This window comes from Verrucomicrobiaceae bacterium, from assembly GCA_016713035.1.
GTDB lineage: Bacteria > Verrucomicrobiota > Verrucomicrobiia > Verrucomicrobiales > Verrucomicrobiaceae > Prosthecobacter.
This window is the reverse complement of sequence record JADJPW010000010.1, coordinates 1-20,649: the sequence shown is the minus strand read 5'-3', so window position 1 is coordinate 20,649 and position 20,649 is coordinate 1. Positions and strand designations below refer to the sequence as shown.

Sequence of the window (20,649 nt, the reverse complement as noted above, 5' to 3'; positions counted from 1 at the left end):
TATCACGAATCATTATTACCAAGTAGTTGCCATGAGAGAAAAAATCACAGTTTCACTATTCGGACTCTTTCACATGTTCGCTGTAGCCTGTCTTGGCGCAGACTATAGTTGGATAGACTGGAAATCAGCCAATGTGTCACTCGGTACAGCGTCAGGGGTGATTGCTGAAGCCACTCCCAACGTGACAGAGGTTGAATACAGTGGCGAAATTTTCTTCGCTCAAACGGGAGCGCTTGGAGAACCTAATTATTGGGTGCCTGCGACTCCCTATCTTTCCACATTGGTAAGCAACGCGCCACCAGCGTCTGACATCATGGCGCTCAAGGGCGGGATTAACAAAACACAGAGAGTTCGGTTTGCTCGTCCAGTAAAGGATCCTGTCATGGCGATCGTCAGCTTGGGCGGTGCAATACCTGTAATTTACAATTTCTCCGTGCCCTATGTGCTCGTGAGCACTGGACGTGGTTACTGGGGCAACGGCAGCTTTCAAAAAGTAGGCTTCACTGAGCTTCGTGGACACGAAGGGCATGGGCTGATCAGATTCGAAGGAACATTTTCCGAAATTAGCTGGACATCAACTGGGCCAGAAAACTGGCACGGCTTTTCGTTTGGCTTGAATGATGCCTACCTCGAATCCCCGAATCCTGTTGCCGCCTACATCAATCAAGGCCAGTCCCAGCGCTCCATGATCCAGGGCATCGGCATGACCTTTGATCGAGATGTCAGTTCAGCGATCCAAAGCTCCCATCTCAAAGCCAGGAACCTCGCCACAGGCCAGCTCCATGACCTCTCCGGGGCCACGCTCATCCATGATCCGCGCAATTTCTCCGCCACCTGGATGCTGAACAAAGACCCGCAGGTGCTCCTGCCGGATGGCAACTACATCGCCTGGCTCGAGACGGACCGCCTCGTCGGCCCAGACCTGTTCGGCAAGTACTCTGCCGAACGGGTTTCCATCGACGACTTCACCTTCGGCTTCCACCAGTTGGCGGGTGACTCAGATGGAGATCGTGACGTGGATTTTAAAGACGCCTCTGTCCTGCGTGACACCTGGCAAAAATCCTCCGGCCAGCCGCCTTTCCGCAACCAGCTCGACTTCGACCTCAACGATTCGGTGACCGATCCAGACCGCAACAAGGTCCTCACCACCTACTTCACCACCCTCGCTGAGGCCCCTGGCCTGCACGCCTACCTCCGCACCGACACAGGCACCTCCCAGACTGACAATCGCAGCAGCCTCTACGATGTCGCCGTCGGCATCGTCGGCTACAGCAAGTTCGCCACCTTGGAAGCCAGGCTGGCTGACCGTGCCTTTGTCAACGTGACCGCGCAGACCGTCTCCGCTGAAAAAGCCATCCTCAGCAAGACAGTCATGGATTCCCTGGCCGACGGCACAGTAAGCGTTGGCCCCCATCGGCTTGAACTGAGGGCGTTGAATGCATCGGGAGCAGTGGTCGCGACAGAGTCGTTGGATTTCGAGTATTTAGGGGCTTCAAACTATGCGCCTTATTTTACATCGATTCCACCCGCCGGGCATTCACTAGAAGGCGGCACCAGGCTTTCGGATGGTTCTGTGGAAATTCCTGTTACCATTCGAGATTTCTCTGATGCACATTCTGATTTCGAGAATGGCGGCAGCTTTGTGACAGGATTGGTTGCCAGCACTCTCGATTCGTCAAGCATGCCAACTTTTGTGGCAAGCCCTGGCAGCGGTGGTATCACCAGCGCCTCAACATTCAATGAATGGTATCGAGATGTGGCCGGGAAAAACTTACGGTTTGATCAGAATCTGAATCTCGTCGAAACGGCTGTCGGGTCTGGCATTTACCAACATAGCAGCAATGCTTTTTTTCCGATCAACGGCCTTGGATTCGGCAATGAAGGCCGGAGCAACAATTATCACTTCACACTGCAATACAGCGGACTTTTCAAATATCGCGGCGGCGAAGTATTCAGCTTCACTGGTGACGATGATCTTTGGGTATTTATTGATGGCAAATTGGTGATCGATCTTGGGGGTATTCATCAAAGCCTGTCGCGCTCAGTGTCATTAGACACGCTTGGACTTACTGCGGGCAACCCATACCGTTTTGATCTGTTCTATGCCGAACGTCAGACATCCGAATCAAATTTTCGGATGCAAACTTCCATTTTGCTAGGGCAAACAGTCTTCGTTTACCAAGCTCTTGCCGAGGACCCGGAGAAGTTGGCGGTAAGCTATTTCATTGTTCCCAACTTAACAGCCAGTCCAACTCCAAGTGGAGCTTTTATCAACAGCACAACGGGCCTGCTCCGTTGGATTCCAGACACCGCTGGCAGCTACGAATTCACCATTGAGGCCCGTGACCCTGCTGGCAATGCAGGCCGCCAGAATTTCATTGTCAACGTGCTGGAGGCTGATCTGCCGCCTGCGGTTCAGATCAATGCTTCAACAGATCAGCCCAACATCGGCCAGCAGGTTTCCCTGCAAGTCTCCGCCATCGACGACATCGGCATCACCCAGCACACCCTCGCTATTGATGGCACGCCTGTCACCCTGAACGCCCAGGGCTATTACACGACCACCTACACCACAAAAGGTGTCCGTGAACTCCTGGCGACAGCCACCGACACCGCCGGGCAAACCACACAGACCAATCTCCAGGCTCGTCGTGCGTGATCCAGCCGACCCCGATCCCCCCGGTGGCGGCACCGGCACGGGCACCGGACCTTACCCGAACGTCATCATCACCTCTCCCGCCACGGACAGCACACTCACCTACCTCACCCAGATTCGCGGCACGGTGGACTCGAATGGCGGCACCTTGCGGGATTGGGCGCTGGAATATGCCCCGGCGGAACTGGTGGACATGCAGAACCTCGGCACCGGCACCTTTTGGACTCGCATCGCCAGCGGCACCACGGCGCAGACAGATGCCGTGCTCGGCACGCTGGATACCACGATGCTGCGCAATGACTCCTATGTGGTCCGTCTCCTCGCCTACAACACCAGCGGGCGCGGTTACGTCATCCCGGCCATCTACCATGTCTCTGGCGATGCCAAGCTCGGCAACTTCCGCCTCGACTTCACCGACCTGCAAATCCCCCTCGCAGGCATCCCCATCACCATCACCCGCAGTTACGACACCCTGGAAGCCAAGCGCGTGGGCGATTTCGGATACGGCTGGAAGCTCGGCGTGCAGGATGGCGACATCCGCGAGACCACGCTCGGTGTGGGCGGTCTCTTCACGGCCAATCCTTACCGCCAGGGCACCCGCGTTTATGTCACCACGCCGGAGGGGCGGCGCATCGGCTTCACCTTCCAGCCGGAGTTTGCGGCGGGTTCACTCTTCGGCTCCGTCTATCGCGCCAAGTTCGTGCCTGATCCCGGCGTGTATGAAAAGCTCTCCGTGCCGGAGGGCGACCAGGGCTTCCTCTCCGTCGGCAGCGATGGCACCGCGCGGCTCTTCATGTTCGGCTTCGGCTGGAACCCGGATGAATTCATCGTCACCCGGCCCGATGGTACCGCTTCACCTACACGCAGACAGACGGGCTCAAAAATGCCGTCGATCCCGCCAGCAACCAGCTCACCTTTACCCGCGATGGCATCACCCACACCAGCGGCGTCTCCATCCAGTTCATCCGCGATGCCCAGGGCCGCATCACCGAGATTCGTGATCCAGACGGGCGCTCCATCCGCTATGCTTACAATGCCGCAGGCGATCTCATCAGTGTCACCGACCGCCTGACCAACGTCACCCAGTTCACCTACCGCACCAATCCCGCGCATTACTTGGAGGATGTCATTGATCCCCTCGGTCGCCGAGCCCAGCACACGGAATACGGCCCCGATGGCCGCGTCGTCGCCGTCATTGATGCCCAGGGCAACCGCATCGCGCAGAGCTTCGACCCCGCGAACTTCACCGGCACCCGCACCGATGCTCGGGGGAATGTCACCACCCTTGTTTATAACGCTCGGGGGAATCTCCTGGAAGAACGCAAGCCCGAGGGCGGCATCACCCGCTACGAATATGCGGACACCGCCAATCCAGACAAAGAAACCGCCATCATCGACCCGCGTGGCAACCGCACCACCTTCACCTACGACGCCCGTGGCCACAAACTCCCCGAGCCCGACCCCCTCGGCACCGTGACCACCTACGCCTACAATGCGCTGAACAAGATCACCTCCCTCCAGCGGCGCAATGCCACAGGCACGCTCCAGAGCAGCGAAGCCGCCACCTACGATGCCGCGGGCAATCTCACCCGCATCACCAACGCCGCCGGGCACCACCGCGACTTCGTCTATGACCTTCAGAGCCGCCTCGTTTCCTCCACCGACTTCGAGGGAAACGTTACCACCTACGACTACACCGCCGGCTGCCCCTGCGGCAGTCCCTCCACGATCACCTATGCCGATGGCAGCACGAAGCTGCTGGAGTACAACTCCCTCGGCCAGGTCACCAAAGTCACGGATGAGACCGGGGCCATCACCCGCTCCGCCTACGATGCCAATGGCCGCAAGATCAGCGAGACCGACCACGATGGCAAAGTCACCACCTTCGAGTACGACGCCAACAACAACCTCCTCAAGCGCACCGACCGTCTGGGCCGCATCGCCAAATTTATCTACGACGACAAAAACCGCCTCACCCGCGAGATCAAGCTGCTCACCAACGACAGCAACGACACCAACGACGTCATCCTGAACTACGAGTACGACGCCGACGGCCACCTCACCGCCCTCATCGACCCCGTGGGCAACCGCACCGAGTTCAGCTTTGATCGCGATGGCCGCATGACCACCCGCCGCGATGCCGCCGGAGCTTCCACCACCGTCAGCTACGATCTGGCAGGCAACACCAGCGCCATCGTGGATCGCAACAGCCGCAAGCGCTCCTTCCTCTACAACGAGCGCAACCAGCCCACCGCCGAGCGCTGGCACGCCCCGGATGACAGCATCCTCCGCACCATCGCCATCACCTACGACGACCTCGGCCGCCGCGCCACCATCGCCGATCCAGACAGCGCCTACGCCTGGCAGTATGACAGCAGCAGCCGCATCACCCAGGTCTCCAATGCCGGCACGCCCGGCCTGCCCGCCGTCACCCTCTTCCACAGCTATGACAAAGACGGCCGTCTCACCTCCGTGATCGACAACGCCGGCATGCAGGTGCAGACCACCCACGATGTCCGGGGCCGCAGCGACCACTTCATCTGGACCGGTGGCGGCATCAGCCCCGCCAGTGTGGACATCGACCGCAATGGCCGCGGTCAGATCACCAGCCTGAAGCGCTTCGCTGACAGCACCCTCACGAATCAGGTCAGCCGCACCACCTACGACCAGATCGCCCCGCAGGGCTGGGTGAAGCAGATTCAGCACAAGAACGCCGCTGGCGCTCTCTACAACGCCGGAACCAACTTCACTTACGGTTACGATGTTGAGGGCCAGGTCACCAGCCAGTCCAGCCAGGGAAACTCCACCACCTATGGGTATGACCTCACCGGTCAGCTCACCTCAGCCAATCACACCGATGCCGCCTACCCCGACGAAACCTACTCGTATGACAAGGCAGGCAACCGCACCACTTCGCACCTCCACACCGCCTACACCACCGGCACCGCCAATCGCCTGCAAAGCGATGGCTTGTTCAACTTCTCTTATGATGCCGAGGGCAATCTCATCACCAAGACTGAGATCGCGACCGGCAAGGTGACGAACCTTGCCTATGACCACCGTGGCCGCGTGACTTCCATCGTCAAGAGAGCCTCGGCAGGAGGCGCTGTTCTCAATCAACAGAGCTACGTCTTCGATGTTTTGGACCGCCGCATCACACTCAACGTCAACGGCACCATCACCCATATCGCCTACCAACAGGACAACGCATGGGCGGACTACTCCGCTGCGGGCGGAGCCACTGCCCGGTATCTATTCACTAACCGCATTGATGGCAACTTAGCCAAATGGACACCCGGAACTGGAACGCAGTGGTATCTTTCCGACAAACTGGGTTCTATTCGCGGCCTCGCCGCCTCAAGCGGCGGCCTTACAAACTCTGTTGCCTATGATTCGTTCGGAAACAATCTTGTTGGTGGAGGTATCTTTGCGACAGAGCGGTATGGGTTTACGGCGCGCGAAGTCATGCCTTCGGGAAACTACTTCTATCGGAGCAGGCTACTGAATAGTTTGACGGGAGTTTTCAATTCAGAAGACCACATCCGGGGCAAAAGCGGTGATTTCGGTCTGTATCGCTATGTGTTCAATGCCCCGATCAATTACAGTGATCCGACAGGCGCTTCAGCTCTCGAATACGGCATACTAGTTGACACTGTTGCGAACGGCCCGGCTGGCGCTGCTATCGGCCGATTTATCGGTTACCTGCATGGCTATAGCGCAACCAATTTGATTTATCTCGGACTATTCCTGGGTGGTAGCAGTGATATCCCTGACATCCAAGGAGGGCTTGATGATTTTGCCAAGAGGATCGGGGACGAAATAGATGAGGCCCTTGATGTTCTAGAAGATCGGGCAAACTGGCAAGGAAAAGCATGTGGTAAGGTTAGTGACGCACTCGGACATGTAGGCATTGAGGTTCCTTGCACACTCTCTGAGGGTTTCGCATTTGGATTCGGAGAGGGCAGTAAGACAGCGATTCAAAGGCTGAAAACACTGGGCCTTATTAAATGATTCGAAGAGTTTACGGGCATTGGTATTTCATCAATAGTTCAACTCCCGCCAAGTGATCGCAGACCGCCGACTGATGGGCTGCGTATTCTTCACAGCTTCCACTTCGGCTGTGCAGAGATTGACTGAGCTTTTCATACGCGGTTTTCAGCGACGGCAGCGTTTCCTTCAAGCTGTTGGGCAGCGTGGCGTTGTATTGAGCCACCAATTCCTCCCCGCGCATCTGCACCTCGACCCCGATGCCCAAACAGCACTTCATGTAGTGCTCCAGCATCGTCCGCAGGTGATAGTAACCCGCGAACAAATCCCCCTCCGCCACCGCATTGTCCGCATCCACCAGAATCGGCTCCAACGCCTTCGACACTGACCGTGCCGCCCTCTGCTCCCGACGCGACGCAAACCCGCACAGATGCAGCCTCATCCCCTCCCGCCTCACCAGCACCGCATGAAGCACGCTCCGGCAAACCTCGCAGCGATAAGTGATGGTGTAAACCTGCACCGTCCCCCGATCTGACCGGCGCGGATACGGATGTCCCAAGCCCTGCTCAGATGAATATCAGCCGACGCTCCACCCCTCCAAAGAAAACTGGGCAACGGCTCAGCATGAAATCACCGCCCTGGAGAAAGAGTAGCGCAGGCGTCTGGATGCTCAGGCACCGGTTCAGCGATGGGTGACGGTCTTTGATGAGGATGTGGAAGATAACGAAACTCTCGACCTTGCTAAAGCCAGGCGAGTTCAGCAACGGCTGACGGCGGCAGGGATCGTCTGGAAGGAGAGCTACACCTCCCGCGACTGTGAGCGGATGGTGGCCGATCCTACCAGTTCTGGCGGATGGTCCTTGGAGTTTGGCAGTGTGACCTCGCTCGTGGTCGAGGTTCCGGAAGCGGACGTTCAGCGAGCCAAACAAGTGCTGGCCGAGAAGGCACCGCCACAAGCTGAACCGCCTGCGCCCATCCAGCGTGAATTCCGGCCACGGGTCATTCCCTCCAAAGAATCCTGGATCGCCGCCCGCGAGGAGATCTCCGAACTTGAACAAGAGATTGGCCGTCAACGGCGAGAGGAATTGGAGAAGCCGGGCAACGCAGATCCGATAGTCGAGCAGCCAAAAGCCTGGCGGAACTATCACGGTGAAGACGGCTGGGATGAGAATTGGTAAGAAGCTGAAGCTATGAAAAAGACCTACACCGACCACGGCACCCGCCACCGCCCCAGCGGGGCGCGCAGGCGCTACCGCGACCTGCGCAACAACCTGCGTGGCGAGATGGAGGAACAGGAGGAGCTGGCACCAAGGGAGCCGGTCCGCCCTCTGCGAGTGTGCCACTGTCAGGAATGCGTGAGCCTGTGCCAGCGGAACCCCGGCTGGATGACCCCGGCGGAGGCCATGCGGGCCATGGATGCCGGATTAGGCCCCCCGACTCATGCGGGACTGGCTGGAGCCGAGCCACCGGCTCGCCAACACCGAACGCCTGTATGTGCTCGCCCCCGCCTCCATCCACTGCGAGGGAGGCAATGCGCCCGAGCTAAACTACTTTGCCATGCTCCTAGGCTGGGTCAAAAAAGGCCGGTGTACATTCCTGGAAAACGACCGCTGCACCCTCCACGACAGTGGATTCAAGCCCAAGCAATGCCGCGAAAGCCTGGGCTGCCAGACAAAGACCGGCCCTGACAACTACGAGATGGCCCGCCACTGGGATACCGAGGCGGGTCAAGCCGCCCTGGCAAGGTGGGAGGAGAAACGCCAGCACCCTGAATAAAAGCGCAGCCCAACTGTAACGAACGAACCTGGATTGCATATACTCCTAGTAGAGCATTGTCCCTTTCAAAACCCCGTATGCAAACAACCACTACCTGCTGGCTTCACCATCTCTCCCTCCTAGCGGCTCTGGGGGTAGGTATTCACGGCTTCGCTGCGCCTCCTGCCAATGACCATTTCGCCAATCGCACCGCGCTCACGGGCACGCAGTTTGTCGTCAATGGTAGCACGATCGATGCGAGTCGTGAGACGAATGAACCTGTCCATGCCGGGATGACTGGAGGGAAGTCCGCATGGTGGACTTGGACAGCACCAGCGACTGCGACGTATCAGTTTGCCCTGACGAATCATGCCCCCATTTATCCGTGGGATCTGGTTTATGTGCCGATCTTTGCCATGTACACCGGCAGCGATCTGGCCACCCTCACGCCAGTGGTAAGCGGGGGCTTTGACAATCCCACGCTACTCACGCTGGAGGCCACGGCGGGCACTACTTACCAAATCGCGGTCGATGGAGGCATGTTCTTCGGCTTCTACCCACCCTCTTCGGCGGATTTTCAAATCCATTTAGGCAACCCGCCGGCCAATGACAACTTCGCCAACGCCACCGATCTAGGCAACGCGACAAGTGGCAATTCCGCCAGCATTTTGAATGCCTTCACCACGGGGGAACCCGGGGAGCCGGAAGCCCCCAACCCGTGGAACGCACCTCGGACCATCTGGTGGAAGTGGACGGCCCCCGCCACATCGCTGGTGAACGTGGATACCCTCACCGGCGCGGCCAACACCGTGCTGCAAGTCTATACCGGCACAGATGTCACCATGCTGACGCTTCTCCGTGAAAGTCATGATGCGGATGCGCTCGGTCGGTCTCGATTAACTTTGCAGGCAGTCGGTGGAACGACGTACTACTTCAGAGTGCGGGGTGAAACGCTGAACGACTATGGCGCAGTCACCCTCAGCTTCAGCACCCTGCCGACTGTGCCCATCACTCTATCCGATCACATGCAGCGCGGGCGTGCCAGTCTGGAAATGCAAGACAGCGCGAGCCTTGCAGATGCAGATGCCTCCTTCCAGGCCGCCTTGGCACTAGATGCCAATCACCCAGAGGCAAATTTCTTCAAAGCGATGAGCGGCTTCGCCATGCTGGAGCAGGGAACAGCCTTTGCGACGGCACTCAGCGGCATCGGCATCGTGGACTCGGATCTCTACAGCGGGGGCTACACCATGCCGAAGGATGCCTTTGGCAACCGCGTCGTCGCCCAGGGGACCAATTCGGTGCATGGCATCAACTACCTCATCAACACGGTGAAGCCCGCACTGAGCACCATCCGTGCACACCTCGACAAAGCAGCCTCATCTTCTTTTGTAACGAGCCTCTCCGACTCTGAAAGTGTGGTCAAGTATGCCACCATCGACGCGGGCGACGTCCACCTGCTGCGTGCTACCACACACATGATCGATGCCCTGATCTGCTTGATGCAGACCTTTGACGCCGCAGTCTCGGTGGCGGATGCCGTGGATGCCTACAACACACAAACGCTCAACGCAGAAAAGCTATTCGATGACACGATCCACCTGCTAGAAGGCACCGGCACCAATGGACGCACCGCTTTCAAAAACGCCATCCAGGCTGCCAACACAGCATATCAAGCCGGCTCCGCCTTCATCCGACTCAACCGTGTGAACCCGGCAGACGAAAGCTTCCTTTTCAGCCTGCCAACCAACTACACCGCCCAAGAGCAAGAGGCCCGGACGCATGCGCAAAGCGTCTCAGCCTCATTTAACGGCGTGACCACGGTAGCGGGCAAAGCGGTGGACTTTTCTAAATTTGTCAGCTCGAACAAATCGCTCCGCCAGCAGGCACCAGGCCTCAGTGGGGACCGAGCGGTCGCTGGCACCTTTCCAGACCCCACTTTTGACGGAGTCCTTCCCAATGGAACCCAGGCAGAAGCAGCAGATCGGCTGCGGAAGTACGGACTGCTGCATGAAGTCACGACTTTTGGCAACTGGGCCACTTACTACCTCAAGAATCAGCCCCCAGCCAACCAAACGCCCAGTGCGGATGCCGATGGCGACTTTTTGAGTAACTTTGCTGAGTTCGCCTTCAATCTCAATCCTGTCCAAAACTCTGCCCCTGGCGAATACATGGTCAGCTCTCTGCAAACCCACGCTCTGGATGGCCAGCAATACCTGCATATCACCTTCAATCGCAGAATCGTCAGCTCAGGCATCATCAGCTACGTAGTTGCGGTCTCAGATAACCTCAGCACCTGGGATCGCACCGGCACCCAAATCGAACTAGTCGGCAGCCCTGTGCCCACAGGCGATGGCATCACGGAATCGGTAACTTTCCGCGTACTCGCTGTCCCAGGAGTGACCGCAAAGAAATTCGTCCGCCTCGAAGTCAGCGACCTTCAGCCCTGACAAAGATCTTCACTTTGCCCGGAGGCGCTCTCCTCGAACGCTAACCGGGCATTTCAGACGCCGCCCTGCTTTTTTTCACGGTCAGGGCGGCGTTCTGCTTTTCTGAAGTGCCGTGACGAGTCATGCATCTCACGCAAACTGCGTGTAGGCCTTCAGCTCCGCGATGCGCTGGGCGACATCGAGTGCGGTGACGGTTTGCAGTTTGTGGGTGCTGAAGGCTTCGCAGGTGTAGCTGGCCACCACGCTGCCGTGGACGACGGCTTGGCGTAGGTCGTCGAAGGTGGGCTTCGTCTTGCCGTGGGCGGAGAGCCAACCGCAGAGACCACCGAGGAAGCTGTCGCCGGCGCCCGTGGGGTCAAAGACGCTGGGCAGCGGATAGGCGCTGCAGGAGAAGAAGTGCTCGGCATTTTCGCCGAAAAGGTAGCTGCCATGCTCACCGCGCTTCACGATGACGAATTTCGGGCCTTTGGCGCGGAGCTTACGACCGGCTTCGACGAGATTGGTGGTGCCTGCAAATTCTTTGGCCTCGCCGTCATTGATGACGAGTAGGTCGATGCGCTTCAGCACGTCATGCAGGCGCTCATTGGCGATGCTGATCCAGAGGTCCATGGTGTCTGCGGCGATGAAATCGACCGCTCCGCATTGGTCGATCATCTGCATCTGGTTTTCTGGATGCATGTTCGCAGCGATGGCGATTTTTGCCTGCTGGGCGGCGGCAGGGAGTTTCACGCTCCAGTTTTCCAGCACGTTCACGGCGACGTTGTGCGTGGTGCGGTTGTTCATGTCCTCGTGGTATTCACCGGTCCAGGTGAAGGAGGCTCCACTGCTGCGCTCCAGCCCGCCGAGCTCCACGCCATGGCTGGCGAGCATGTCGAGGTGCGCCTGTGGGAAATCATGACCGATGATGCCGACGAGGTGCACGGGGCGGCTAAAGATGCTCGCGGCGAGTGCTGCGTAGCTGGCGGAGCCGCCGAGCAGGTTTTTCTGCTCATCCTGCGGAGTTTTGACATTGTCGAGTGCGACGGAGCCTGCGATGACGACGGACATGGGTGGTAAAGGAAGGTGAAGTAGTTAGTTGTTGCCCAATGCGCCGCGTACTTTTAAATCAAAGCCGCGCCGGAAAGGGCCGCCGATCATCGGTTCCGCCCCCGGTGTGTCAAGCACCACCTCCGACCCTGTTCCCGTGCCATGCGTCTGAGTCTTTTTTTTCTCATGCTGATCCTTCTGCCTGTCGCGGCAGGGGTTCATACATGGCTCTTTGCGAAGCACGAGCTCCCAGGGCTGGTGGCAGAGGCAAAGGCGCGGCTGCTCGCTGCGGGTGTGCGTGATCCAGTCGTGACACTGCATTGCCTAGACATCGACCTCGCGGGTGAGGCGGCTGATCCTCCCGCTCATGAGCGGGCGCTGGAGGCGATCCGCCAGATCGGCGTGCTGCGGCTAAAGCCCCAGGCGGACCGCATCCACGTTTTTGCCAGTGTGCGGCACGAGCTGGGTGAGAAGACTTTGCGCGTGAGTGGATGGCTACCGGAGCAGAAGGATGTGGCTGCGCTGTCTGCGCTGCTGGCAGATTTGCGCCCAGATTTGCAGATCGACACCTCGGAGCTACGCCATGCACCGGAGGTGCGCTGGCCAGAGGATTATCAGCCACCACTCGATGCCACGGATGCCTTTCTCGCGCCGATCCTCGATTCCCTGCATGTGCCAGCGGAGCTGAAAATCGAAGCCACAGAGGACATGATCGTGCTCAGTGGCATGCTGCCAGCGGGCGGGATCAAGGAGGCGCTCGTCGCGGCCATCTCTGGAGCGGGCGCGGCCCATGTCGTCGATCCAGGTGGGCTCAAAGCCAGCCCACATGTGCGTCCGGCCTCTTTGCGAAAAAAGAGCCGCTAGCGGCCTTCGCGGCGAGTTTTTTCGCCGCTCCAGCGCCGCGTCTCTTTGAGATGCATGATCAGCAGAGCCCGCGCATCACGGGCGTGGCCACACGGCGGCTTGAGAGTGAGTGGCTGGCTCTTTTGCGGCCCGTGACGGGTGGTGCGGTAGTGGACTCGCGCCTCACGCTGCTACCTTCCGAGTATCATTTCCCCGGTTACAAGACGCAGACCCAGCTCCCCGCTGCGACCCTGGCACAACTGCGCGGCCTACTGCGTGAGGGCACCGTGGTTTTGAATCTGGCACTCGCATCCCGCGTGCGGAGCAATCTCGCCTCTCGGCGCTGGCTCCCGCTTTGCTCAATGCTGGCCCCGCACTCGCTCTCGTCATCGCTGGGCATCCTGATCCTGCTGCTGCGGATGCAGAAAAAGAGGCGCGATTAGCCAAATCACGTGCAGAGGCCGTACTCTCCTTTCTGGAGGAGGAGGGCGTGCCCTCCAGCGACATCACGGCCATCGCCTGCGACCCTGTACCACCAGACTCTGCAGCGGCTCCGCCACGCAGCGTCGAGATCCTCATCAAATAAGCAGAGACACTGAGAATCCGCCCCCAACTTCATGAATCTCGATCTCCAGACTCTCTCCACAGACACGCTGCTCTACATGCTCATGCACAGCGCAGCCTTTGTGCTGATCATGGGCACGGTGTTCTTTTTGATCGGGCTCGCCTTTGGCCATGTGACGTGGGGCCGGTACAAGCAGCAGTCCCGTCTCCAAGCGGCAGAGATAGATGCCCAGCTCGAAGAGATCGCTACGCTGAAGCGCAAGCTCGGTGAGCAGTCCGTGCGTCCGGGCGGTGGGCACATGGTCACAGAGGTGCTGCCGACTTTGCCGACACCACCCAGCCTATCCGTGCCAGCCGAAGCAGCAGAGGTAGCGCCACCACCCGTGCTGCCAGCCACCAGCCCCGAGAATGCGGGCCCTACGCGTCGTGTTTCTTCGCGGGCGAAAAACATCCTCATCCCCGAGGTCCTCTCCACTCCAGAGCCGCCACAGCCCGCACACGCACCCTCAGCACTCGCCGCGATCATCTCCCCCACGCCACCCGCTTCGAAAAAGCAGCCGACTAGCGAGCCCACCGCTCCATCTGCGCCCTCAGATGTCGGCGGCAGCGGCCTCGGAGCCGTAGATCTCGGTATCGAAGGCATCTTCCCCGAGGTGCCACCAGCACCGCCACCTACCGTAAAGCCAGAACTCGATGAAAAACTCGGCCTCGTCTTCAAAACACCACCACCCGTCACTGAGCGTGATGACCTCACGGCCATGAAAGGCATCGCCAAAGTGCTGGAGGCTCGGCTGCACGAGTTCGGCATCTACACCTACGCTCAAATCGCCGCGTGGGACGAGCCACTCATTAAAGAATTCTCCACCCGCCTGGCCTTCAAAGACCGTATCACACGCGAGGACTGGGTCGGCCAGGCCCAGCGACTCCACGCGGAAAAAAACGCCCAAGCAGCCGGAGCCGCTTAGTTCACGCTAGGCAGCTACTTTTTGCCTGCCGACCGCGAGGACGCTATTCACCAGTTGGATGAGTGCTTCACGCTGATAGGGCTTTGGCAGCGCTGCGGAGAAGCCATAGGCCGCACAGTCCTGCATCACCGGATCATCGCGGTAGCCGCTAGAGACGATGGCGAGGAGCTGTGGGTCGATCTGGCGCAGGTACTTCATCGTCTCCTGGCCACACATGCCACCAGGGATCGTCAAATCGAGGATCACCAAGTCATAGGGCCTACCTCTGGCCACCGCGTCTTGGTAAAGACGCAGCGTGTCCTTCCCATCGCCCGTCTCATGCACCTCAAACCGTGCAGACTCCAGCGTGCGGCGCAGCAGATCACGGACGAGCAGATCATCCTCCAAAAGCAGAATCCGTGCACCAGCGGGAGCCACTCATCTGCGTGACCGCACCCGTGCGAGGACGCGTCGTGGGGCTGGCAGACATGGACGGCGCAGAGGTTATCTGGCACAGGGGGCCGCAGCAGGCTGCGACAGCGTGATTTCCAGATCACGGCGCAGATCCGTGATGCTCTGGTAGCGCAGCGCACGGTCCGGCATCATCGCCCGCACCACGATGGCATCCAGACGCGGGTCCAAAAGGGCATTGATCTGCGAAGGCGGCATCCAGGAGCCACGCGGCAGCATGCCTGTGAGCATCTGATACGCCATGACGCCAAAAGCATAGATGTCCGCTCGATGATCCACCTCACGATGCGCCTCGTATTGCTCCGGCGCAGCATACTCCGGAGTGCCCATCACCATGTGCGTCTCTGTCACCATCGACTGCGCTACCAGCGTGCTTTTCGCGAGTCCGAAGTCCGTCACCTTCGCCTCACCCTGCCGTGTGAGCATGATATTGGCCGGCTTGATGTCGCGGTGGACGATGCCCTTGGAGTGCGCGTCTTCCAGCGCCAGCGCGATCTGCGGTAGGAGCTGTAGCGCCAGTTGTGGCGTCATCCGACCAAGCCGCATGATCTCGGCCAAGTCCGTCCTGTCGATGAACTCCATCACGAAGTATAAAAACTCGCTCCCCAGGTGCCCATAGTCAGCAATGGCGACGATGTGTGGATGCGTGAGCCTGCGCCATCGCCCGCGCCTCACGGCGAAAGCGGTCCTCAAAGGCATAATCATAGCCATCGGTCACTCGCAGCACCTTGATGGCCACTGGCCGCCCCAGGCTCAACTGCGTGCCACGGAACACGGTGCCCATCCCACCCATACCCACGCGTGCCTGCACGGAGTAGCGACCCAGCGGCATCATGCGGGTGATGTCCTCTACTGTGGAGGCGCGGAGCGATTCGGGACCGGGCCGATGAGGCGGCGTCTGGTATCATGGGTGGCTGTTGAGCCCCGAATCTGGCACATTCACGGCCCTCATGCTAGTAAGGAGTCACAGGGATCATGATTCTTCACTCCTTCCACAGAATCCGCGCCGCCCAGACCGTGTTATCGGCACCGAAGGCATTATCGGTCGGAATAATGATGTTGGGCGAGTAAGTCTGCATCCACTCTGCCACCGTGACCCAGGTCTCGTTTTCACTCACCTCAGTGATGGCGAAATTCCCCAGCCTCGCACCGCGCTCCGGGACGAGGACGCATTCCGTGGCTCGTTTCACCGCGAGCGTCTTTTGATCCACCTCTGCCATGAAAAGCGGTGCGCGGTGGCGGATGACGTGGTCGTTGTGCGCACCTTTGCGGTTATAGACGAGGTACAGTCGGTCGCGATGCGTCACCCAGTGCTGCTGCGTGTTGTAGTTCCCCACCACTACCGTCATCGAACTTCCACGGCTGAATGGGGCCAAAATGCAGCCCATCATCACCACCGCGACATAGCCCGCCGTATCATTGCGCAGCGTGAGGTAAAACTTGCCCGCACAGCGTGTGATCGACGGCTCATACACGCCACGGCCACTCTCCAGCGCCAGCTCCGTGCCGTGTTCGCAGTATTTCAGCGTCTCACCGTCAAAGGAGCAACGCAGGACGGTGGTGCGGTAGTATTTGTCCTTCTCCGCCTGAAATAGATCGGCGGCAAGATGTCGCCACTCTCCAAATCAAAGCGCTGCACGCTACCAGCGCCTGCATTGATGAATTTTGCCTCTTCGGCATGTCCAGCGTCGTCCAGGGCGTCCAGGTGGCTTTCTCGGCATCATAGACAGACCACGCCGTCTCCGTGGCCGCACCAAAAAGCTGACGTGATCCCCCCTGTAGCGCACTGTGCGGTCGATACTGAGCAATTTGCCGCTTTTTGCGTGAAACTGGCGTGAAGTCAAGCAGCCACCACCACACCATCCGCCCCATTGTGCCGTCCCAAGTCGTCTCCGCGGGCTCCATGATCGGGCTCCACGCTGCACCGAGATCATCACTGCGCGTCTCATTGGAGTGCGAAAAAACATCGCTGCCCGTGAGGAGTTTTTGCATCGTCAGCACCACACCTGGTGTCTTGCCGGGGATCGCGCCGGCGCGTGGATGCACCCAGCAGGTCTTTCCATCATAGCCCTTCGATACGACGACACGCTTCACCTCAAAAGGCAGCCCCGCAGGCAGTGGCGGGATCAGTTGAAGATGCTCGCGCAGCTCCAGTACCGCGTTCCAGCCCTCGGCCACGAGTCGTGCCATCATGCGGGCCCTCGCGTGAAAATGCGATTTGTCCTTCTCTCCCGGCCCATAGAGCAGACAGAACTTCTCCCCGAGCCTGCTGAAACAGCGCAAAGCCCGCCCGGATGCAGGTCCGATGACCGGCGCCTTCATTTTCCGCGCCCACCCTCCTTCGCCGCCTCCACATACGGCGTGAGCGACGTCGTCAGTTTCCATCCACAAACACCCGCCGCGCCATCGAAGTCACGAGCACCGGCTTTCCCTTCGCCCTCGCGCACTGCGGATGAAGGCCTTCAAATTCTCCGCGGTAACTCGTCGCCGCATCCGTGCCGCGTTTCGGGTCACTCTTTGGTCATTGTGCCCGAACTGGACCAGCACCCAATCCGCCTTCTCCTTCAGCACCTGATCCCACAGCCCGATCTCGCGAAAACTCTTCGTATTTCGTCCTCGACCGCGCATGATTCACCACCGTCGCCTTTAGGCAAAACTCCCAGCATCTGCCCCCCACTTTAATTCGGGAAGGTCAGGCCGATCCTTCGGCGGATTCGGCACACTTGCCACCGTCGAATCGCCCGCGAGGACGACTTTGAGCGGTTCAGCATGAAGCGTGGTGATGAAAAAGAACGCGAGAAGGAGATGGCGTATGACTCAAACGTCACTAAACCTCAAAACAACTCAGGAATCATCACGCCGTCCGTGAGTGGCACGGGGCGGCCATCGGTGATCGGTATTCGATCTCGCGGTAGTCGTAGCCGAGGGCTGCGTAGATGCTGGCGTGGATGTCGGAGGGGAGATGGGGCGTTCATCGGGATAGTACCCAGTGGCATGTTGCTGCCGATGACCCGCTGCCGGGCGCCGCCGCCGCCGGCGAGGAGGACGCTGTGGCAGCCGGGCCTGTGATCGCGGCCGGCATCGTTGTTGATCTTTGGTGTGCGGCCAAACTCGCCCATCCAGACGACGAGCGTGCTTTCGAGCAGGCCGCGTTCTTCGAGGTCATCGGAGCAAAGCGGCGTAAGTCTGCTCCACCGAGCGGCAAGAGACGGTCTCTTGAGGCCGTTGTGGTTGTCTTCTTGCAGGGAGTCCCAAGTGATCAATTAAAGCCCACGGTGGCAGTGACAAAGCGTGCCGGATTCGTGATCTAGATCGAGGTGCGAGCAGGTGCGACTGGCCCCAGCTATTGCGACCGTAAGCGTTCGCGGACTTTTTCGGGCCTTTCGAGAGGTCAGCGGCCCCGGCGGTTTTTCTGGTTTGCAGCATGCTGGTCGCCTGCTCGTTGGAAGGCGTCGATTTGAGCCGTCTGCGGCGAGGTGATGGACGCGCGGCGGCGTTCGCGTGATTCAGCAGCGCGAGGCGCTCCCCGAAAACGCGGGCGTGAGGCTGGAGTCGAGCGCCATGTTGCACGCGGAAGGTTTTGCGTTCGGATCGTCATCGTAGCACGAAGGGATCAAAGCGATTGCCCAAACAGCCGCCGAACTGGCCGGGCGTGGAGATACACCCTTGCCGTCGCAGTGGGGAAGGGCGTGATGAGCAAGGGCGGCACGCCTTGAAAAAGCTATCCCGCTGCGCCAACCAGCCGCACAGCGTGCCGACGCCGGGAAGGTCGGTGGGGTTCGGTGTGATGAGCGTGCTATCCACGCGATACGGCCTGCCGACGGCGGCCCAGTGCGCATGCCGCCATTATGACTACCGGACCGTGATGCACGCTGCGGATGAGCGCGAGCTTCTGTGCATGCGCTTTCGCCATCTGCGGCAGCACTCCGGATGTGCGCCGGGGACGCTGGTTTTGATCGCTAACTCGCCGCGAATTCCGAAGGCGCATCGGGTTTCGGGTCCTGAAGGTCGATGGGTCGGTACCACCAATGAAGATCAAATGACTGATTTGGCCTTTCCGAGGCCGATTTGCGGAGAAACTGAGCGCACGAAGTCGATTGAGCCCAAAGCCCAGCATGCCCATGCCGCCTGCTTGCAGGATGTTTCGCCGCGAAACGCGCATTTGGCAGAGGAGCCTTCACGGGTCGAAACTCTTACGCGTGAGGAGCAGCAGTCTTGCTAGAGCACTTTCAGCTTCGCAGCAGGCCAGAGGCCGTATAAACCTGTGCTCCGATCACACCGCCGATGATGGGGACCGAGCACCGGAACTACGTAGCCCCAATCGCCGCCGCCCCTTTGCCGTGAATGGGCAAAACCGCGCAGCGCGAGGCGCGGGCCGAAGTCGCGAGCGGGATTGATAGCGTAGCCGGTGGGGCCGCTGAGGCTCAGGCCGATGGCCCAGCCACGATCACACTGACGAGCGCGGGCGCGAAGCCTTTGTCGTAAACCGGTGCCTGGAAGCAGATTCGCAGGCGATGCGACGCCTTCAGCACACCAGCACGAGTACCGCAGTGCCGATGATCTCGCAGATGATTCGAGATGCTGTGGCGAATCGCCGGGCCAGTGCTGAAAACGGCCAGCTTGTCGCCCGGAGCATCGGTGACCCGCCAATGCGGCAGATAAGCTCAGCTACACGAGCACCGCGCCGACAAAGGCCCCGGCGATTTGAGCGCCGACATAGGCGGGAACGAGTGCCCAATCGAATTTGCCGATGCTGGCGGAGCCCGATCGTTACGGCAGGATCTAAGTGCGCCCCGCTGATGGTATTCGTGGCATATACCGCGATCGTCATTGCGAAGGCCCAACCTGCCGTGATGACGATCCAGCCCGCAGCGTGGCCTTTGGTCTGTTTCAGGACGACATTGGCGACCACGCCATCACCCTGCGCGGGATGAGCAGCGCGGTGCCGGGATCAGCTCGGCGAGTGGGCGGTCAGCGGTTGGTGGTTGCTGGAAGAAAAAACCGGTCTGGACCACGAAGATCAGACCGGTTTGAGAGGCGCTTAAAGCTCGCTGCTGGCAGAGCGCGGCGATGACGTTGATATCTTCGAGAGTCGTGGTGTCGCTTTGATGATCTCGCCTGCAGCGATTTGCTGGAGGAGGCGGCGCATGATCTTTGCTTAGGAGCGAGTTTTCGGCAGCGCGGCGGCGAAGGGACTTCGTCTGGGCGTGGCAACGGGACCGATGACTTTGCGGACGCTTCTTGAGCCTCTTCAACGCAAAGTCGCGGCTGGTCTGAGCATGCCTTCCCGGACGGTGACGAAGCAGACGACACCCTGGCCTTTCAGTTCATCGGGACGCATGACAACGGCGGCTTCGTTTACTGAAGGATGCGAAACGAGGGCGCTTTCTGACTTCGGCGGTGCCGAGGCGATGTCCGGCGACGTTGAGCACGTCGTCGATGCGGTCGATGATCCAAAATGTAGCCGTCTTTGTCGCGGCGGGCTCCGTCGCCAGCGAAGTATTAGCCTTTGAAGTCGCTCCAGTAGGTTTCTTGGTAGCGCTTCTTGTCGCCCCAGACACGCAGCATGGACGGCCAGGGCTTCTGATGATGAGCTTGTTCGTTCATTCGTGCGCCGACTTCGTTGCCGAGGTCATCGAGGGTGCCGACATCGACTCCGAAGAAGGGCAGCGTGGCGGTGCCGGGCTTCGTGGGGATGGCTCCAGGATGGCGTGATCATGTGGCCGCCGGTTTCAGTCTGCCACCAGGTATCGACGATTAGCAATTTGCCGCCGCCGACTCACAGGGATACCACATCCAGGCTTCTGGACTGATCGGCTCGCCGACGGTGCCAAGCAGGCGGAGGCTGCTCAATCAGCTTCTTGAGCCATTCGTCGCCCCACTTCATGAAGGCGCGGATGGCAGTCGGCGCGGTGTAGAAGACGGTGACGGCGTATTCTTCGATGATCTTCCAGAA

Annotated in this window: 17 protein-coding genes and 2 pseudogenes; 9 read left to right on the top strand and 10 right to left on the bottom strand. The window is 59.6% G+C overall.

Annotated features, from left to right (window positions below; all coding sequences use genetic code 11):
* The first annotated feature begins 31 nt into the window (after nucleotides 1-31).
* From IPK32_23150 to IPK32_23140, 3 genes and pseudogenes are all read left to right on the top strand, one after another.
* On the top strand, nucleotides 32-2,659 hold the full coding sequence (locus tag IPK32_23150) for a fibro-slime domain-containing protein (GenBank protein MBK8094782.1): 2,628 nt from the start codon (nucleotides 32-34) through the stop codon (nucleotides 2,657-2,659).
* Between the two features lie 819 nt (nucleotides 2,660-3,478).
* Nucleotides 3,479-3,748: pseudogene (locus IPK32_23145) on the top strand (hypothetical protein).
* Nucleotides 3,749-3,772: 24 nt separating this feature from the next.
* Nucleotides 3,773-6,667 (top strand): RHS repeat protein, encoded by a 2,895-nt coding sequence (locus IPK32_23140; protein MBK8094781.1) that lies wholly within the window; start codon nucleotides 3,773-3,775, stop codon nucleotides 6,665-6,667.
* A gap of 10 nt (nucleotides 6,668-6,677) precedes the next feature.
* On the opposite strand, the gene IPK32_23135 is transcribed toward IPK32_23140, so the two are convergent.
* Nucleotides 6,678-7,163 carry a hypothetical protein gene (locus IPK32_23135; protein ID MBK8094780.1) on the bottom strand — a complete coding sequence of 162 codons (486 nt, stop codon included), beginning with the start codon at nucleotides 7,161-7,163 and terminating at the stop codon, nucleotides 6,678-6,680.
* A 172-nt stretch (nucleotides 7,164-7,335) separates the two neighbouring features.
* Here IPK32_23135 and IPK32_23130 point away from each other — a divergent pair, with 172 nt between their 5' ends.
* The 3 genes from IPK32_23130 (at nucleotide 7,336) to IPK32_23120 (ending at nucleotide 10,845) form a co-directional block, all read left to right on the top strand.
* Nucleotides 7,336-7,821 carry a hypothetical protein gene (locus IPK32_23130; GenBank protein ID MBK8094779.1) on the top strand — a complete coding sequence of 162 codons (486 nt, stop codon included), beginning with the start codon at nucleotides 7,336-7,338 and terminating at the stop codon, nucleotides 7,819-7,821.
* Nucleotides 7,822-8,083: 262 nt separating this feature from the next.
* Nucleotides 8,084-8,419, top strand: coding sequence for a hypothetical protein (locus IPK32_23125; protein MBK8094778.1), 336 nt, complete (start codon nucleotides 8,084-8,086; stop codon nucleotides 8,417-8,419).
* A 77-nt stretch (nucleotides 8,420-8,496) separates the two neighbouring features.
* Nucleotides 8,497-10,845, top strand: coding sequence for a hypothetical protein (locus IPK32_23120; protein MBK8094777.1), 2,349 nt, complete (start codon nucleotides 8,497-8,499; stop codon nucleotides 10,843-10,845).
* 129 nt (nucleotides 10,846-10,974) lie between these two features.
* On the opposite strand, the gene IPK32_23115 is transcribed toward IPK32_23120, so the two are convergent.
* Nucleotides 10,975-11,892 carry a carbohydrate kinase gene (locus IPK32_23115; GenBank protein ID MBK8094776.1) on the bottom strand — a complete coding sequence of 306 codons (918 nt, stop codon included), beginning with the start codon at nucleotides 11,890-11,892 and terminating at the stop codon, nucleotides 10,975-10,977.
* A 165-nt stretch (nucleotides 11,893-12,057) separates the two neighbouring features.
* Here IPK32_23115 and IPK32_23110 point away from each other — a divergent pair, with 165 nt between their 5' ends.
* The 3 genes from IPK32_23110 (at nucleotide 12,058) to IPK32_23100 (ending at nucleotide 14,243) form a co-directional block, all read left to right on the top strand.
* A complete protein-coding gene (locus IPK32_23110) occupies nucleotides 12,058-12,735 on the top strand; it encodes a hypothetical protein (GenBank protein MBK8094775.1) in 678 nt (225 codons plus the stop codon).
* 289 nt (nucleotides 12,736-13,024) lie between these two features.
* Nucleotides 13,025-13,300, top strand: a complete 276-nt coding sequence (locus IPK32_23105; protein ID MBK8094774.1) for an OmpA family protein — start codon at nucleotides 13,025-13,027, stop codon at nucleotides 13,298-13,300.
* 31 nt (nucleotides 13,301-13,331) lie between these two features.
* Nucleotides 13,332-14,243 carry a hypothetical protein gene (locus IPK32_23100; protein MBK8094773.1) on the top strand — a complete coding sequence of 304 codons (912 nt, stop codon included), beginning with the start codon at nucleotides 13,332-13,334 and terminating at the stop codon, nucleotides 14,241-14,243.
* A gap of 6 nt (nucleotides 14,244-14,249) precedes the next feature.
* Here IPK32_23100 and IPK32_23095 read toward each other — a convergent pair whose 3' ends face one another.
* From IPK32_23095 to IPK32_23060, 8 genes and pseudogenes are all read right to left on the bottom strand, one after another.
* Nucleotides 14,250-14,660, bottom strand: a complete 411-nt coding sequence (locus IPK32_23095) for a response regulator (GenBank protein ID MBK8094772.1) — start codon at nucleotides 14,658-14,660, stop codon at nucleotides 14,250-14,252.
* A gap of 66 nt (nucleotides 14,661-14,726) precedes the next feature.
* Nucleotides 14,727-15,368 carry a serine/threonine protein kinase gene (locus tag IPK32_23090; protein ID MBK8094771.1) on the bottom strand — a complete coding sequence of 214 codons (642 nt, stop codon included), beginning with the start codon at nucleotides 15,366-15,368 and terminating at the stop codon, nucleotides 14,727-14,729.
* On the bottom strand, nucleotides 15,313-15,528 hold the full coding sequence (locus tag IPK32_23085) for a hypothetical protein (protein ID MBK8094770.1): 216 nt from the start codon (nucleotides 15,526-15,528) through the stop codon (nucleotides 15,313-15,315). Before IPK32_23085 ends, IPK32_23090 begins: the two co-directional genes overlap by 56 nt.
* 148 nt (nucleotides 15,529-15,676) lie before the next feature.
* Nucleotides 15,677-16,168: a hypothetical protein gene (locus tag IPK32_23080; protein MBK8094769.1), complete on the bottom strand. Its 492-nt coding sequence runs from the start codon at nucleotides 16,166-16,168 to the stop codon at nucleotides 15,677-15,679.
* A 61-nt stretch (nucleotides 16,169-16,229) separates the two neighbouring features.
* A complete protein-coding gene (locus tag IPK32_23075) occupies nucleotides 16,230-16,886 on the bottom strand; it encodes a hypothetical protein (GenBank protein ID MBK8094768.1) in 657 nt (218 codons plus the stop codon).
* A gap of 641 nt (nucleotides 16,887-17,527) precedes the next feature.
* A complete protein-coding gene (locus IPK32_23070; GenBank protein MBK8094767.1) occupies nucleotides 17,528-17,956 on the bottom strand; it encodes a DUF1501 domain-containing protein in 429 nt (142 codons plus the stop codon).
* 1,262 nt (nucleotides 17,957-19,218) lie between these two features.
* Nucleotides 19,219-19,605, bottom strand: coding sequence for an aquaporin (locus IPK32_23065; protein ID MBK8094766.1), 387 nt, complete (start codon nucleotides 19,603-19,605; stop codon nucleotides 19,219-19,221).
* 4 nt (nucleotides 19,606-19,609) lie between these two features.
* Nucleotides 19,610-20,649: pseudogene (locus tag IPK32_23060) on the bottom strand (AMP-binding protein).